Annotated in this window: 14 protein-coding genes and 1 riboswitch; of the genes, 1 reads left to right on the forward strand and 13 read right to left on the reverse strand. The window is 46.5% G+C overall.

The window, feature by feature from the left end:
• The 6 genes from CHL1_RS16235 to CHL1_RS16260 all read right to left on the reverse strand — a co-directional run bounded on the left by CHL1_RS16235 (window position 1) and on the right by CHL1_RS16260 (window position 4,579).
• The gene (locus CHL1_RS16235; RefSeq protein ID WP_228880391.1) at window positions 1–1,047 is read right to left on the reverse strand and encodes a DMT family transporter; all 1,047 of its coding nucleotides are present in this window, start codon (window positions 1,045–1,047) and stop codon (window positions 1–3) included.
• 100 nt (window positions 1,048–1,147) lie between these two features.
• Window positions 1,148–1,582, reverse strand: coding sequence for a TIGR03943 family putative permease subunit (locus CHL1_RS16240; RefSeq protein ID WP_250934034.1), 435 nt, complete (start codon window positions 1,580–1,582; stop codon window positions 1,148–1,150).
• 12 nt (window positions 1,583–1,594) lie between these two features.
• The gene (locus tag CHL1_RS16245) at window positions 1,595–2,416 is read right to left on the reverse strand and encodes a metal ABC transporter permease (RefSeq protein ID WP_070370910.1); all 822 of its coding nucleotides are present in this window, start codon (window positions 2,414–2,416) and stop codon (window positions 1,595–1,597) included.
• Entirely contained in the window at window positions 2,413–3,114 is a 702-nt protein-coding gene (locus CHL1_RS16250) for a metal ABC transporter ATP-binding protein (protein WP_070370909.1), read from the reverse strand. The genes CHL1_RS16245 and CHL1_RS16250 overlap by 4 nt, the downstream gene beginning before the upstream one ends.
• A complete protein-coding gene (locus tag CHL1_RS16255) occupies window positions 3,111–4,109 on the reverse strand; it encodes a metal ABC transporter substrate-binding protein (protein ID WP_250934035.1) in 999 nt (332 codons plus the stop codon). The genes CHL1_RS16250 and CHL1_RS16255 overlap by 4 nt, the downstream gene beginning before the upstream one ends.
• Window positions 4,106–4,579, reverse strand: coding sequence for a Fur family transcriptional regulator (locus tag CHL1_RS16260; RefSeq protein WP_250934036.1), 474 nt, complete (start codon window positions 4,577–4,579; stop codon window positions 4,106–4,108). The genes CHL1_RS16255 and CHL1_RS16260 overlap by 4 nt, the downstream gene beginning before the upstream one ends.
• Window positions 4,580–4,757: 178 nt before the next feature.
• Between CHL1_RS16260 and CHL1_RS16265 the strand changes: the two genes are divergently transcribed.
• A complete protein-coding gene (locus CHL1_RS16265) occupies window positions 4,758–7,211 on the forward strand; it encodes a diguanylate cyclase (protein WP_250934037.1) in 2,454 nt (817 codons plus the stop codon).
• A gap of 98 nt (window positions 7,212–7,309) precedes the next feature.
• On the opposite strand, the gene thiD is transcribed toward CHL1_RS16265, so the two are convergent.
• From thiD to rsxE, 7 genes are all read right to left on the reverse strand, one after another.
• Window positions 7,310–8,116, reverse strand: coding sequence for a bifunctional hydroxymethylpyrimidine kinase/phosphomethylpyrimidine kinase (gene thiD, locus CHL1_RS16270; RefSeq protein ID WP_250934038.1), 807 nt, complete (start codon window positions 8,114–8,116; stop codon window positions 7,310–7,312).
• Window positions 8,113–8,766: an HAD family hydrolase gene (locus CHL1_RS16275; protein ID WP_250934039.1), complete on the reverse strand. Its 654-nt coding sequence runs from the start codon at window positions 8,764–8,766 to the stop codon at window positions 8,113–8,115. Before CHL1_RS16275 ends, thiD begins: the two co-directional genes overlap by 4 nt.
• Window positions 8,763–9,401: a thiamine phosphate synthase gene (gene thiE, locus CHL1_RS16280; RefSeq protein ID WP_250934040.1), complete on the reverse strand. Its 639-nt coding sequence runs from the start codon at window positions 9,399–9,401 to the stop codon at window positions 8,763–8,765. The genes CHL1_RS16275 and thiE overlap by 4 nt, the downstream gene beginning before the upstream one ends.
• Window positions 9,388–10,212, reverse strand: a complete 825-nt coding sequence (gene thiM, locus CHL1_RS16285) for a hydroxyethylthiazole kinase (protein WP_250934041.1) — start codon at window positions 10,210–10,212, stop codon at window positions 9,388–9,390. The genes thiE and thiM overlap by 14 nt, the downstream gene beginning before the upstream one ends.
• An 84-nt stretch (window positions 10,213–10,296) precedes the next feature.
• Window positions 10,297–10,408: riboswitch (TPP riboswitch) on the reverse strand.
• Between the two features lie 235 nt (window positions 10,409–10,643).
• Window positions 10,644–11,453, reverse strand: a complete 810-nt coding sequence (gene rnfB / locus CHL1_RS16290) for an RnfABCDGE type electron transport complex subunit B (RefSeq protein ID WP_250934042.1) — start codon at window positions 11,451–11,453, stop codon at window positions 10,644–10,646.
• Between the two features lie 13 nt (window positions 11,454–11,466).
• The gene (locus CHL1_RS16295) at window positions 11,467–12,045 is read right to left on the reverse strand and encodes an electron transport complex protein RnfA (protein ID WP_070370900.1); all 579 of its coding nucleotides are present in this window, start codon (window positions 12,043–12,045) and stop codon (window positions 11,467–11,469) included.
• A complete protein-coding gene (rsxE, locus tag CHL1_RS16300) occupies window positions 12,045–12,668 on the reverse strand; it encodes an electron transport complex subunit RsxE (protein WP_148638171.1) in 624 nt (207 codons plus the stop codon). Before rsxE ends, CHL1_RS16295 begins: the two co-directional genes overlap by 1 nt.
• Window position 12,669: the final 1 nt, after the last annotated feature.

Genomic DNA, 12,669 nt, shown 5'->3' on the forward strand with positions numbered 1-12,669 from the left:
TTAATGCAAATGCCGATGATGCACATCCGGCAGATGGCAATGACTGTGAACCGTATTATTGTGGGTATGCTCATGACAATGCTCACCCTTAACCGGCGGATGATCGGCATGAAGATGGTGTTCATCATCATGGTTATGGCTGTGATCATGGGTCTCTTCAAGATGAGTGTGGGCATGTTCGTGATCTTCTGACAAAGCCAGCCAGGTTCCCAGAAGCATGATGGCCAGGGCCATTAAAAACGAAACCGTGATCGGTTCCTTAAGTACCAGCCAGGATATCAGAACCCCCATAAACGGAGCAGCCGCATAGTAGGCACTGGTTCTGGATGCTCCCAGCCCCCGCTGGGCTTTGACATAGAAAAAAATACTCAAACCATAAGCGACAAAGCCTAAGGCCATGGCCAGAATGATATCAATCAGTGAACCTGACAGGTCGCCCCAGATTGCGGCAATCAACAGCGCACCCAGCCCTGATCCAAAGCCTTTAAGGACAACCACCTGAACCGGATCTTTGATTGATAAATTCCGGGTGCAGTTATTCTCGAAACCCCAACAGATACACGCAAGAATTACAAAAACAGCCCCAATCGATAAGTTAATCGTCATCGCATCACTAATCGTCAGGATGATACTGGCCAGTGAAATAAAGCCAATGGCCATCCACATCCGTTTACCAATGGCTTCTTTAAAGAAAATCATGGCTATCACTGAGGTTGCGACAATCTCAAAATTGCCTAGCAAAGCAGCGGTGCTGGAATTGGTCAGATTGATTCCCAGTAATAGAAAAATCGGCGCTGCGATATCCAGTAAAATCATCAGCACCACTGAAGGCATTTCTTTTTTGGTAAGTCTGGCTTCTGCAGTTGCCGTCCGTCGGGTTTTATTTAGCAGAGTCAACACGGTCATTCCCAGCCCAGCCCCTAGATATAAAAGCGCTGCCAGAAACAAAGGATCAATTTCATTGAGCAGCAGCTTGGAAAAGGGCGCATTCATCCCAAACAGCAGCGCTGCCAAGATTGCATACACCACTGCAGTATTTTTCTTCATAAATGACCAAACCTCCGCTTCTGAGTTTTAGTGTTGTTTACCTTATTTTACCATAAAAATTTTACCCACTTCTAATTAATTTTCTAATCCTCAGATAAGCTTAATTCAAAACGGTTTCCTGCCCCCGCTCTGCTTTTATCTCAATCTGATCCAACCGCAGAACAATGGTTTCAAGTTCATTGTTATCCAGTTTCTCAACTTTTCCCGTCACCCGAATCCAGTCGTTTGGTACCGGTTTATCGCCTTCAAATAGAATCTCAAAACCGACTATCCCATCGTTAGCGCAGCACCCTGGACCATTGCGAATGACATAGGTGTGAACCTGATTGGTTTTCGGATCAGTATACTCGTAGTACATCCCTTCCAGAACAATGGTCTTGTTCGTATATTCATCTGTGTTGATATACACATCGTTGCATTGCGTAATAAACATCCGCTCACTGATCTCAACCACTTCAGTAGCCTTGTCAGTAGCGCACCCGGTCAACAGGCTTGCAAGGATTACCAGCATTAATAACCATCCGCTTTTTTTCAACCGCTGAACCTCCTAATACTTTTTCTTCAATAAACCAATGGCTGAAAAAATGCCAAACATCAGCAAATTGATCACGACCACGCTGGCCCCGGTGGGAAAAGAGAAAATAAAGGACAGGACAATTCCCGCCACAAAACAGATCACCGATAAAATGGCCGAGCTGATTACCACCTGCTTAAAGGTTTTAAACAAGCGCATTGACGTCAGGGCCGGAAAAATTATCAGACTGGAAATCAGCAGCGCTCCCATCATCCGCATCCCCACCACAATGGTCATCGCCGTTAACAGAGCTATCAGGGTGTTGTAGCGGCTGGCATTGGTACCGGTCGCCCGGGTAAAATTCTCATCGAAGGTAACGGCAAAAATTTTGTTATAAAACAACACATACAACACGATCACCACAATCGAAACCGCTACACTGAGAATAACATCGCTTTTGCTCATCGCCAGGATACTTCCAAACATATAATTGCAGGTATCGGTGTTCATTCCCGATGTATAGGAGATGATAATCACGCCAATGGCCAGCGAACTGCTGGAAATCAGGGCAATCGCCGCATCGCCTTTGATCCGGCTGTTTTCACTGATCCGTAACAGCACAAAGGCGGCCACCGCCACCACCGGAATGGCCACTTCCAGCGGCGACAGGTTTAACGCCATCGCCAGGGCCAGGGCCCCAAAACCGACATGAGACAAGCCATCTCCGATCATCGAATAGCGTTTTAAGACCAGACTGACACCCAGCAGGGCGGCACACAGAGAGACTAGAACCCCAACGATCAGGGCTCTGACCACAAAGGTGTACGATAGTAATTCAGTCAGCAATTCAATCATATCTTAGCCCCCATCATCCGCTGACACATCTCTGTTTTCAGGTAATCGGCGGTTGAACCAAAGAAGGCCGTTTCGGTTTTCATGTGCAGAATTTTGTTGCCATATTTGATGGCACTTTCCAGATCATGTGAAACCATCAAGACCGTAATCCCCTGGGTTTGATTAAGCCTTGCTACCAATTGATACAAATCGGCGGTCATCACCGGATCCAGACCGGAAACCGGCTCATCCAGCAGCAACAGTTTTTCGGTGGCACAGAGGGCCCGGGCCAGCAACACCCGCTGCTGCTGGCCTCCCGACAAGTCCCGATAGGATTTCTTTTGAATATCAGTGATATTAAGCTGCTTCATCTTATCAGCGGCCCGATCTTTTTCTGCCCGGGAATAAAACGGCAACAGCCCGCGCCGATTAAGGCAGCCGGAGATCACCACCTCGCCAACGCTGGCTGGAAAGTCCCGCTGAATCACTGTCTGTTGCGGTAGATAGCCGATTTCATTTGGCGCAATGCCGTTAAAGGTGATGCTGCCCTCCTGAGGTTTAATCAGTCCCAACAGACCTTTGACCAGGGTACTTTTTCCTGAACCGTTTTCGCCCACAATACAAAGATAGTCACCCTGCTCCAGATCAAAGCTGACCTTGTTCACGGCCCGTTGTCCATCATATCCGATGGTGACCCCTTCACAGGAAATTAGTTTCATTTGTTGGCCAACCCCTTTCGCAGGTTTTCGACATTTTGCTGCATAATTGAAACATAGGTTGCGCCAGCATCAAAATCGTCCTTTGTCACATTATGAACCGAATGAAGTTGCAGCAGCCCGGCTCCGGTTTGTTCGCTGATGGCTTTGGCAATATTTTGATTGCTGAGTTCGATATAATAAACATACTTAATATTATTCTCTTTGATGGTGTTCATCAGATAAGCCAAAGTGCCCGCACTGGCCTCGGTATCGGTGCTACAGCCCGGAAATGCGGCTTTATAGTCAAGCCCAAATTCGTCAACAAAGTACCGAAACGGAAAGCGATCACCAAAGACCAGCAGCTTATTGGGAGCGGCTGCCACAATCCCGGCAATTTCATCATCCACGGCCTGAATCTGAGCCGTATAGTCAGCGGCATTCTGAGTATAGACAGCAGCATTTTGGGGATCAATTTCAGCCAATGCCGCAGCGATTTCATTGACCATTAAGATGGCATTTTTAGGTGAGGTCCAGATATGTTCGTCATACTCGATTTCTTCCTCAGCCGGTTCGGTTTTATTTTGAGTCGTTTCAGGGGCCACTTCCTCTTCTTCAGCCTCCATCCCTTCCACCGTTTCCTCTTCAACCGGTTTAACCGCATCCATCAGCCGAATAATTTTCTTATTGCTGGTATCCATGGATTCCAGAATGGTGCTGACCCAGGCATCATTCTCGCCGCCAATGTAGATAAATACATCCGCTTCCTGAATTTTTATTATATCTGCCGGTGAAGGATCATAGGAATGAACTTCAGCAGCTGGTTTTACCAGCATCGTCAACTCAGCCTGACCCCCGGCAATCGCTCTGGCAAAATCATAGACGGGAAAAATAGTCGTGACAATGCTGATCTTTCCTGCACTCTCGGCGTTTTTTGCCGCTGTATTCTGGGCACAGCCGGTTACACCCACTGCCAAAACCAGTAGAACCATAAAAACAACAATCTTTTTTCGCATCATAATGCCTCCGTATGGTTTTTTTTATCTGAACAGCCTTTACATAAACCATAAAAAACTGTTTTGAATGAATTAATATCAAAGGCGTGGTGTTTCAACACATGGGTGTAGAGATCATTCATGTAGCCACATTCCAGATGAATCAGGGTTCCGCAATTTTCGCACTTCAGATGAAAATGCTCATGGCAATGGGCTTCATCGCCGATATACTGAAAACAGGCACTGGTTACTCCATCGATGATATATTTTTGCAGTTCGCCCTGTTCCACCAACTTGTCAAGATGTCGATAAATGGTTGTTACGCCCACCGGTGTGCCCTGCTTTTCTAAAAATTCAGCAATCATCGTGACAGTAATGTGCTGATTTTTTTGGAAATCAAATACTTCAGGATTGTATCCTGTTGCTTTGTTTTGTAGTAAGACGGTTTTCCCATTTTTTCCCCCGCTTAAAATGAATTTGAAAATCATTTTCATATTACATCAAAATCCCACCGCTGTCAAAGCAATTTGAAAATCATTTTCATATTAGTATTTTTTAACGATCGCTGTTTCTTTTTATCAAATCGGGATATAATAATCATAAATAATCCTTTTTTAGAATGCGGGCATCTGTTGTTACACGTTATCCGTCTTCATCCGATGAGAGGCAACTATGAATATCGATCTGGCTACCATTGCCCTGATTTTAGTAATTTCCAGCGTCTTTCAGGCAATCTTTATCTTTTTTTTGTCGTCCAAATATCCCGGCGTTGATCACTTTGGAGCCAGCTGCTCCTTTTTTGCCCTGGGGTTTCTTTTTGTGATGCTTCAGGGCAGTAGCGATAACGGCCTGGTCACGGTTGTGATTGGAAACGCTTTGCTCCTACTGGCACTGATTTTTCAGTATCTGGGCTTGGTGAATTATTTAGATCTGCCGGAAAATAAATGGCTTCCATCCATTGTTTTCGGATTTTGTCTGGTCCTGCTTATCTATTTCGAGTTTGTATTTAACAGCATTTCGCTGCGCATCTTTTTTGTCTATTTATCCTTTGCTACGATTGCTCTGCTGATTGCCACCACCCTTTTTAATATCCGAAAGCCCCCCTTCCCCCGCCAAATTCCGCTGCTCTTTATGATGTATGCTGTCATGAGTGTTTTTTCCGGTTTTAGAGCCATTTTTGCTTTGTTTTCCGCTCCGATAAGTAATGCCCTGACGCCAACTATTTTTCAAATTTTTTCTTTTTCCGGCGCCTTTATCTTCAACATCATTGTGACCTTCACTTTTATTGTCATGAACAATGAACGGATGAGTGCCGATATTCGCACTGCCAAGGAGCAGTTTGAGCAAATCTTTAACCTCAGTCCCGATGCCAGTCTGATCACCAATCTGCCCAACGGCAAAATTATCAATTTCAATCTTGGCTTTTTAAATTTTACTGGCTTCTCCCGGGAAGAAGTTGAAAACAAGAGTTTATTGGAGCTGAATCTTTACGAACAGCCCGCCGATCGGGAAAAGCTGCTCAAAGCCATCACCGACAATCAGTCTGTTGATGACTACGAATTGAATTTTCGCACCAAAAATAATGATATCCGCATCTGTTCCGTTTCTGCTAAAATTATCATCATGAACAACACCCCTCACATCATCAGCATTATTAACGATATCACTGAACGGAAGAAAGCTGAACTGGCCCTGATTAAAAGCGAAGAAAAATACCGTTTCCTGACTGAATTTGCCTCTGATGTTATTTGGCTTTTCAATCTTACCCATAACACATTTACCTACATGAGCCCCTCAATTTTTCAGTTGCGGGGTCTCACGCCCGAAGAAGCGATGGCCGAAAATCTGGCCGACTCGATGACGGCCGATTCCCTACAGCGGGTTCGGGCAAACCTCAAAAAAAATGTCCAAACCTTTATTGCCAACCCCAAAGCTCCCAATACCTACCTGATTGAAATCCAGCAGCCCTGCAAAGATGGCCGCCTGATCTGGGTTGAGGTTTCCACCAAATACCGCTACCATGCCAGTGGTGATATTGAGTTGGTGGGAGTCAGCCGCAATATTGACAAACGCAAAAAAGCCGAAGAAAAAGTGCTTTATTTAAGCTATCATGATCAGTTAACCGGACTCTACAATCGTCGTTTTTATGAAGAAGAGCTCCTCCGTCTGGATACCCTGCGAAACCTGCCAATTGCCCTGATTATGGCAGATGTCAACGGGCTCAAGCTGATTAATGATGCCTATGGCCACCAAATGGGGGACAAGATTTTAAAAGAATTTGCCCAGATCTTAAAAAGTGAATGCCGCCACGATGAAATTGCCTCACGGGTGGGCGGCGATGAGTTTGTGATCCTCTTTTCAAAAACTGACCGCAACAGTGTCGAAAATATTGTTAAGCGACTCAATGCTGCGATCAGCAAGGTCCGAATTGACAACATCATCCTATCTGTTTCGATGGGCTTTGCCATTAAAACCGATCCTCATGACGACCTGACCGATGTTTTTAAACGCGCCGAAGATGCCATGTATCAACATAAACTGACTATCAGTCCCAGTATTAAAAAAGCCACCATCGAATTAATTGTCAATTCCATTTACGAACGGAACCACCAGGAAGTGATTCATTCCCAATTAGTCTGTGATTACTGCCAGGCCATTGGCCGAGAACTGGGCTTGGAAACAGAAGCGCTCAATCAGCTCGGCCTGGCTGGATTGCGTCATGATATTGGCGAAATTGCCATCGACGCTGCCATTTTAAACAAGTCTGAAAAACTCAGCGATGCCGAATGGGCCGAAATCAAGCGCCACCCTGAAATCGGCTACCACATTCTCCGTTCCGTCACTGAATTGGCTGAAATTGCCAAATTTGTGCTGGAGCACCATGAGCGCTGGGATGGTAAGGGCTATCCCAAAGGTCTGAAAGCCAATGAAATAACCTTACAGGGTCGGATCATTGCCATTGCCGATGCCTACTGCACAATGACCACCGAGCGGCCTTATTGCCGGGCCTTGACTGATGAAGAGGCGATCATCGAAATTAAAAAATGCGCCGGTCAGCAATTTGACGAACAGCTGGCCCGGACTTTTGTCGAAAAAGTGCTTAAGAAAGAATGGCCAAAAGCATAAAAAGCCAATAACTTACCATCAAACAACGCATCAAGATGGCTAAGTAATCGGCTTTTATTTATTTGCAGATGGTTTTGAAAAAAAGCGCCGGGATTTTTTTACGGCTCCCAAATCATCCAAAAACCATGATCCAGAGGGCCGCTGCCTGCTCCCAAATCGAGGTTGGCCGCCAGTGCTCCGGAGACATAGTCTTTGGCTTTTTTTACGGCCTCTTCTAAGTCCTCGCCAGCGGCCAGATTACAGGCAATTGCCGTGGAAAGGGTGCAACCGGTGCCGTGAGAATTGGGATTCTTTATTCTTTCCCCAGGCAACCAGATTTCAGCTCGTTGATCACCATTCTGAAGCAACAAAAAATCATCAGCAGATTCAACCAGATGACCACCCTTGATCAGAATGTTACCAGCGTAGATTGTGGCAATTTTTTTTGCGGCGCTAACCATCTCGGCTTTTGAGCGAATGTCAAAGCCACATAAGCATTGGGCCTCGGGAATATTCGGCGTGATGAGATCCGCCAGCGGCATCAGCTCGGTTTTTAATGCTTCAATGGCATCATTACTCAACAGTTTTCCCCCACTGGTGGCCACCATCACCGGATCAAGAACAACATTTCTGGCCTGATGTTGCGTTAGTTTTCTGGCAATGCTTCTGATGATTTCGGCACGATAAACCATTCCAATTTTAACGGCATCCGGAAAAATATCAGTAAAGATACAATCCAGTTGTTGTTCGACAAATTCACTGGCCACTTCGGCGATCCCATAGACTCCAGTGGTATTTTGGGCGGTCAACACAGTGATTGCGGTCATGGCATAACTACCATGAGCCATGATCGTTTTGATATCGGCCTGGATGCCAGCACCACCACTGCAATCCGACCCGGCGATGGATAAGACTTTTTTTCTCACAGCAACTCCTTAAAACTCATAATACTCAAATCCGAAAGCTTCTGAATCTCATCCCAATCATTTTTGGAGGCTTCATCATAAACCCCCACCAGCTGACAGCCGGTCGCTCTGGCAGCCCGGATACAATACAGGGCATCTTCAAAAATGGTAATCTGCTGGGCCGGTATTTGTAGCTGGGACACCGCCCGATGGTAAATCTCCGGCTGACTTTTGGGTAAACCAGTCATCCCGGACGTCAGAATAAAATCAAAATGATCCAGCAGACCAAAGCGCTCTAAAATTAGTTCTGTCAAGGACTTGTGTGTAGCGGTTAAAATTCCCATTTTGATGCCCTGATTAAAATACCGATTAAGCACTTCCCGGACAAAGGGTTTTAGTTCGATGTGTCTGGCATAATTATCCCGGATCATCCCATTAATTTCATCCCCCACCTGTTCTTCGGTCATGGCGATCCCATAAACTTCAATAAAATACCGGGCCGATTCAGCAAAACTCATGGTTTTGATGGTCTCATTTAAATCATCCGGGGGAGCAATCCCGTGTTTTCTTAAAAAATCACTGCCAATGTTTTCCCAGGCTGACATCGAGTCAATCAAGGTACCGTCCAGATCAAAGATGATCCCCTCCGTGTTTATACTTATCGGATTCATGCCCTGGTCATCGCCTCAGATAATTGTCGAAGTTTCCGGGTTGCTTTGCGAATATCGGCTTTTGAAAAAATCGCCGATACCAGGGCAACCCCGTCCACTCCCATGCCTGCTAAGCAATGAATATTGGTTTCGTTAAGCCCGCCGATGGCCACCACCGGAATCGATACTGCCTGACAGATCGCCGCAATCGTTTCAAAAGCCACCACCGTGGCATCGGCTTTGGTATCCGTGGCATAGATGGCCCCAACCCCGATATAGTCGGCACCATCGGCTTCGGCTTTTAATGCCAGCTCCACCGTATCCGCCGAAACACCGATGATTTTATCCCCGATCCGTTTTCGAAGCTCTCTGGCATCCATATCGTCCTGACCAACATGTACCCCATCGGCATCCACTGCCAGAGCCACCTCAACGGCATCATTAATAACAAAGGGAACTTTGTAGGCATCGGTCAGTTTTTTAATGGCCCGGGCTTCCCGGATAAAGTCCTCAATTTCCAGCTCCTTTTCCCGCAACTGAATAAAAGTGGCCCCACCTTTTAAGGTTTCTTCCACCTGCTCCACCAGGGTTTGATCACCCAGCCAACTGCGGTCAGTAACCGCATAAAGCAACATTGCTTGCTTATCGAGTTTCAATCTTGATTCCTCCTGCTAATGTTTGAGCATCCATTCGGCTCATGGCGTCAATCAGGTAGGTACGGAAGGATGCCGTTCCGGCCTGCTCAGCCGCAACCCTGGCAAAGGCCAGCTCACCGCACAGGCCCATGCAACTGACGGCAGCGGCGGTAGCCAGCAGCAGATCATCGGGATTGGCGCCACAATAACTGCCAATCACCGTGGTCAGCATACAGCCGGTGCCGGTAATCCGGGACATCATCGGGTGACCGTTGCGAATCAACAGGGCTTTCTGGCTGTCGGCGACAATGTCGATGGCGCCGGTGATGGCAATAACCGCCCCGGTTTTTTGGCTGAGGGCTTTGGCAAAAGCAACCATCCCGTCCAGATTATCTTCAGTGATGGCATCGCTGATATCGGCATCGACCCCTTTGGTTCTGCCACTGCCTGAAGCGATGGTTTTGATTTCCGAGACATTGCCCCGGATCACGCTAAACTGCACTTCCTTTAACAGCTTAAAGACGGTCTCTGTTCGCAGTGTCGAAGCCCCGGCACCGACCGGATCGAGAATTACCGGCCGACCGAGACGGTTGGCTTCTTTCCCAGCCTTAATCATTGATGCCACCGTCCGTTCGTTAAGGGTGCCGATATTAATGACCAGGGCATTGCAAATGGCAATAATTTCTTCGACCTCATTGATATCGTCAGCCATAATCGGAGCCCCTCCGCAGGCCAACACGATGTTGGCGCAGTCATTCACGGTCACATAGTTGGTGATGGAATGAACCAGCGGCGGCTGATTCCTGACATTTTCCAGGATTTTTCTTAACATAAGCTTACCTCTTTCCACTAATAAAATTCTCTTTCCTGATCGTGACACTCCTGATTTAAACAAAAAAAACTGTACACGAATGCACAGCAGCTTGACATAATTTCCCTACGCCGGCATTATCCGTATCAGGTGCATGGGTCGAAACAGCGATTTGCTTCCTCTCAGCCTAAATGCATAAGCTCCCCAACTCTTTAATTGTGATAAAGGTTATCATATCACCAGATTTTTGTCAACGGGGTTCCCGTTTGATTTGACTGTTTGAATCGGCCATTCAATTCTTAATTTAACTTAAACTTAACCTCTTTCAAAGTTTGGCTAAAGGTTCAAGGCCTAAGATAAACACAAGAGATAAACATCTCCTCTTTTTCTTTTCATTCCTAATATAAAAAAACAGCACGGTCATTCGGACCGGCTGTTTTTTTTGCAACTTTTTACTTTCTCAAATCAAAAATTGCTCCGGTTGGACATTTTTCCAGACAGGTTGGATTGCTGCATTTTTCCAGACAAATTTTCGGATCAACCACCGCCAGATTATTTTCAACTGTGATGGCATCGTACAGACAGCTTTTTGTACACAGTCCACAGCCCAGACAATCCACCGAACACAGTTTACGGGCTATTACGCCCTTGTCCCGGGAATTACAGAGCACCGCCACCGGAGCCCCAATAGCCGTCATATGAATAATCGCCTTGGGACAAACAGTGGCACACTTGCCACAACCGGTACACTTCTTTTCATCCACCAACGGCAGATGATCTGTACCCATGGTCATCGCCCCAAAAGGGCAACTATGAACACAGGTCCCGAAACCAACGCACCCATATTTGCAGCCCTTGGGTCCGCCCTGAATCAGGCTGGCGGCAATGCAATCTTCCACCCCAGCATAATTGTATTTTTTGATGGCATGGGTAATGGTATTTTTACAGCGCACCTGGGCAATCTGCGGTTCAATTTCCGGCGCCGACTTTCCGGTTAATTCCGCCACCAAATCAGCCACTGGCTTTTTCCCGGGGATACATAAATTGGGGGTCACCTCCGGGTTTAACACCACGGCCTCGGCATAAGCCAGACAGCCAGCATAACCGCAGCTACCACACTGACCTTTGGGCAAAATGTCATCGACAATGTGAATCAGCGGATTCACCTCAATTGAGAATTTTTTGTCGGCAAATGCCAGAATCAGACCGAAAATCAATCCGATTGCAGACATCACAATGACAACTAATAATGCTGTTTCCATCTCTGTCACTCCTCTACAATGTGATCATCCCGGAAAAACCGGTAAACGCCAGGGCCAGCATCCCCGCCAGAATAAAGGCAATGCCCAGTCCTTCCAGTGGTTTGGGGACATCGGCCAGCCGCAGTTTTTCTCTTAAGCTGGCCATTAAAATAATCGCCAGCGCAAAACCCAGGCCCGAACCCACCGCATAAACTACACTTTTTAAGAACGAAAAACTGGATTCGGCATTAAGCAGCGGCACCGCCAAAACAACGCAGTTGGTAGCAATCAGGAGAAGATAAATGCCCCACATATTATAAAGGGCTGGTGCCTGTTTTTTAATAACCATTTCCAGCAACTGAACAAAGCTGGCAATCAGCAAGACAAACACCGCTGTTGTCATAAAGGTCAGATTCAGTGGTACCAGCACAAAATTGTATACCACCCAGGCCAGCATTGAACTCAGCGTCATTACCGAAGTGACCGCCATCCCCATCCCAATCGACGCACTTAAGTTTTTTGAGACGCCAAAAAAGATACATAATCCCAGAAATTTTGTTAAGACAAAATTATTAACAATTACCGCACTAATAAATAAAGTAACGTATTCCATTATCGGTCACCCTTTTTTGTTTCTGCTTTCTCCATATATTCAGTCAGCATTTTAAAACCACCCACCAGATAACCAATTAAGATAAAACCACCAGCTGGTAAAATCATAATTAAGGCCGGATCATACCAATCACCAATCACCGGGATCCCAAAAATCGACCCGGCCCCCAACAGTTCCCGGATGCAGCCAATCAGCAGCAGCGCCAGGGTAAAACCGGCCCCCATTCCCAGGCCATCAAAAAACGACGGGATCACCGAGTTCTTCGATGCAAACACTTCTGCCCGGGCCAGAATAATGGCAAACACCACAATAAGCGCCAAATAAATCCCCAAGGCCTTGTAAAGCTCCGGCGCAAAGGCCTGGAGCAACAGCTGCACCAGCGTAACGATGGTGGCAATCGAGGTAATATACACCGGTACCCGAACTTTGGGGTTGACCAGCTTGCGGGTCAGTGAGACTACCACATTATTGGCGGTAATCACAAACATCACTGACAGCCCCATAGTTAAAGCGGTGATCGCCGAGGCAGTGACTGCCAACGCCGGACACAAACTAAGTGCCAGCACAAAAATCGGATTTTCGACAATCAGACCTTTTTTAAAAATATCCCATAAATTTTTCATC

Origin of the sequence: Acetobacterium wieringae (genome assembly GCF_023700225.1) — a bacterium.
Classification (GTDB): domain Bacteria; phylum Bacillota; class Clostridia; order Eubacteriales; family Eubacteriaceae; genus Acetobacterium; species Acetobacterium wieringae.

Coding starts and splice junctions, on each gene's coding strand:
- rsxE (WP_148638171.1), bottom strand. CDS start 12,668: ATGAAAAATTTATGGGATATTTTTAAAAAAGGTCTGATTGTCGAAAAT.
- CHL1_RS16260 (WP_250934036.1), bottom strand. CDS start 4,579: ATGAAAATGATTTTCAAATTCATTTTAAGCGGGGGAAAAAATGGGAAA.
- rnfB (WP_250934042.1), bottom strand. CDS start 11,453: ATGGAAACAGCATTATTAGTTGTCATTGTGATGTCTGCAATCGGATTG.
- CHL1_RS16250 (WP_070370909.1), bottom strand. CDS start 3,114: ATGAAACTAATTTCCTGTGAAGGGGTCACCATCGGATATGATGGACAA.
- CHL1_RS16265 (WP_250934037.1), top strand. CDS start 4,758: ATGAATATCGATCTGGCTACCATTGCCCTGATTTTAGTAATTTCCAGC.
- CHL1_RS16275 (WP_250934039.1), bottom strand. CDS start 8,766: ATGAATCCGATAAGTATAAACACGGAGGGGATCATCTTTGATCTGGAC.
- thiM (WP_250934041.1), bottom strand. CDS start 10,212: ATGTTAAGAAAAATCCTGGAAAATGTCAGGAATCAGCCGCCGCTGGTT.
- CHL1_RS16245 (WP_070370910.1), bottom strand. CDS start 2,416: ATGATTGAATTGCTGACTGAATTACTATCGTACACCTTTGTGGTCAGA.
- CHL1_RS16235 (WP_228880391.1), bottom strand. CDS start 1,047: ATGAAGAAAAATACTGCAGTGGTGTATGCAATCTTGGCAGCGCTGCTG.
- CHL1_RS16255 (WP_250934035.1), bottom strand. CDS start 4,109: ATGATGCGAAAAAAGATTGTTGTTTTTATGGTTCTACTGGTTTTGGCA.
- CHL1_RS16295 (WP_070370900.1), bottom strand. CDS start 12,045: ATGGAATACGTTACTTTATTTATTAGTGCGGTAATTGTTAATAATTTT.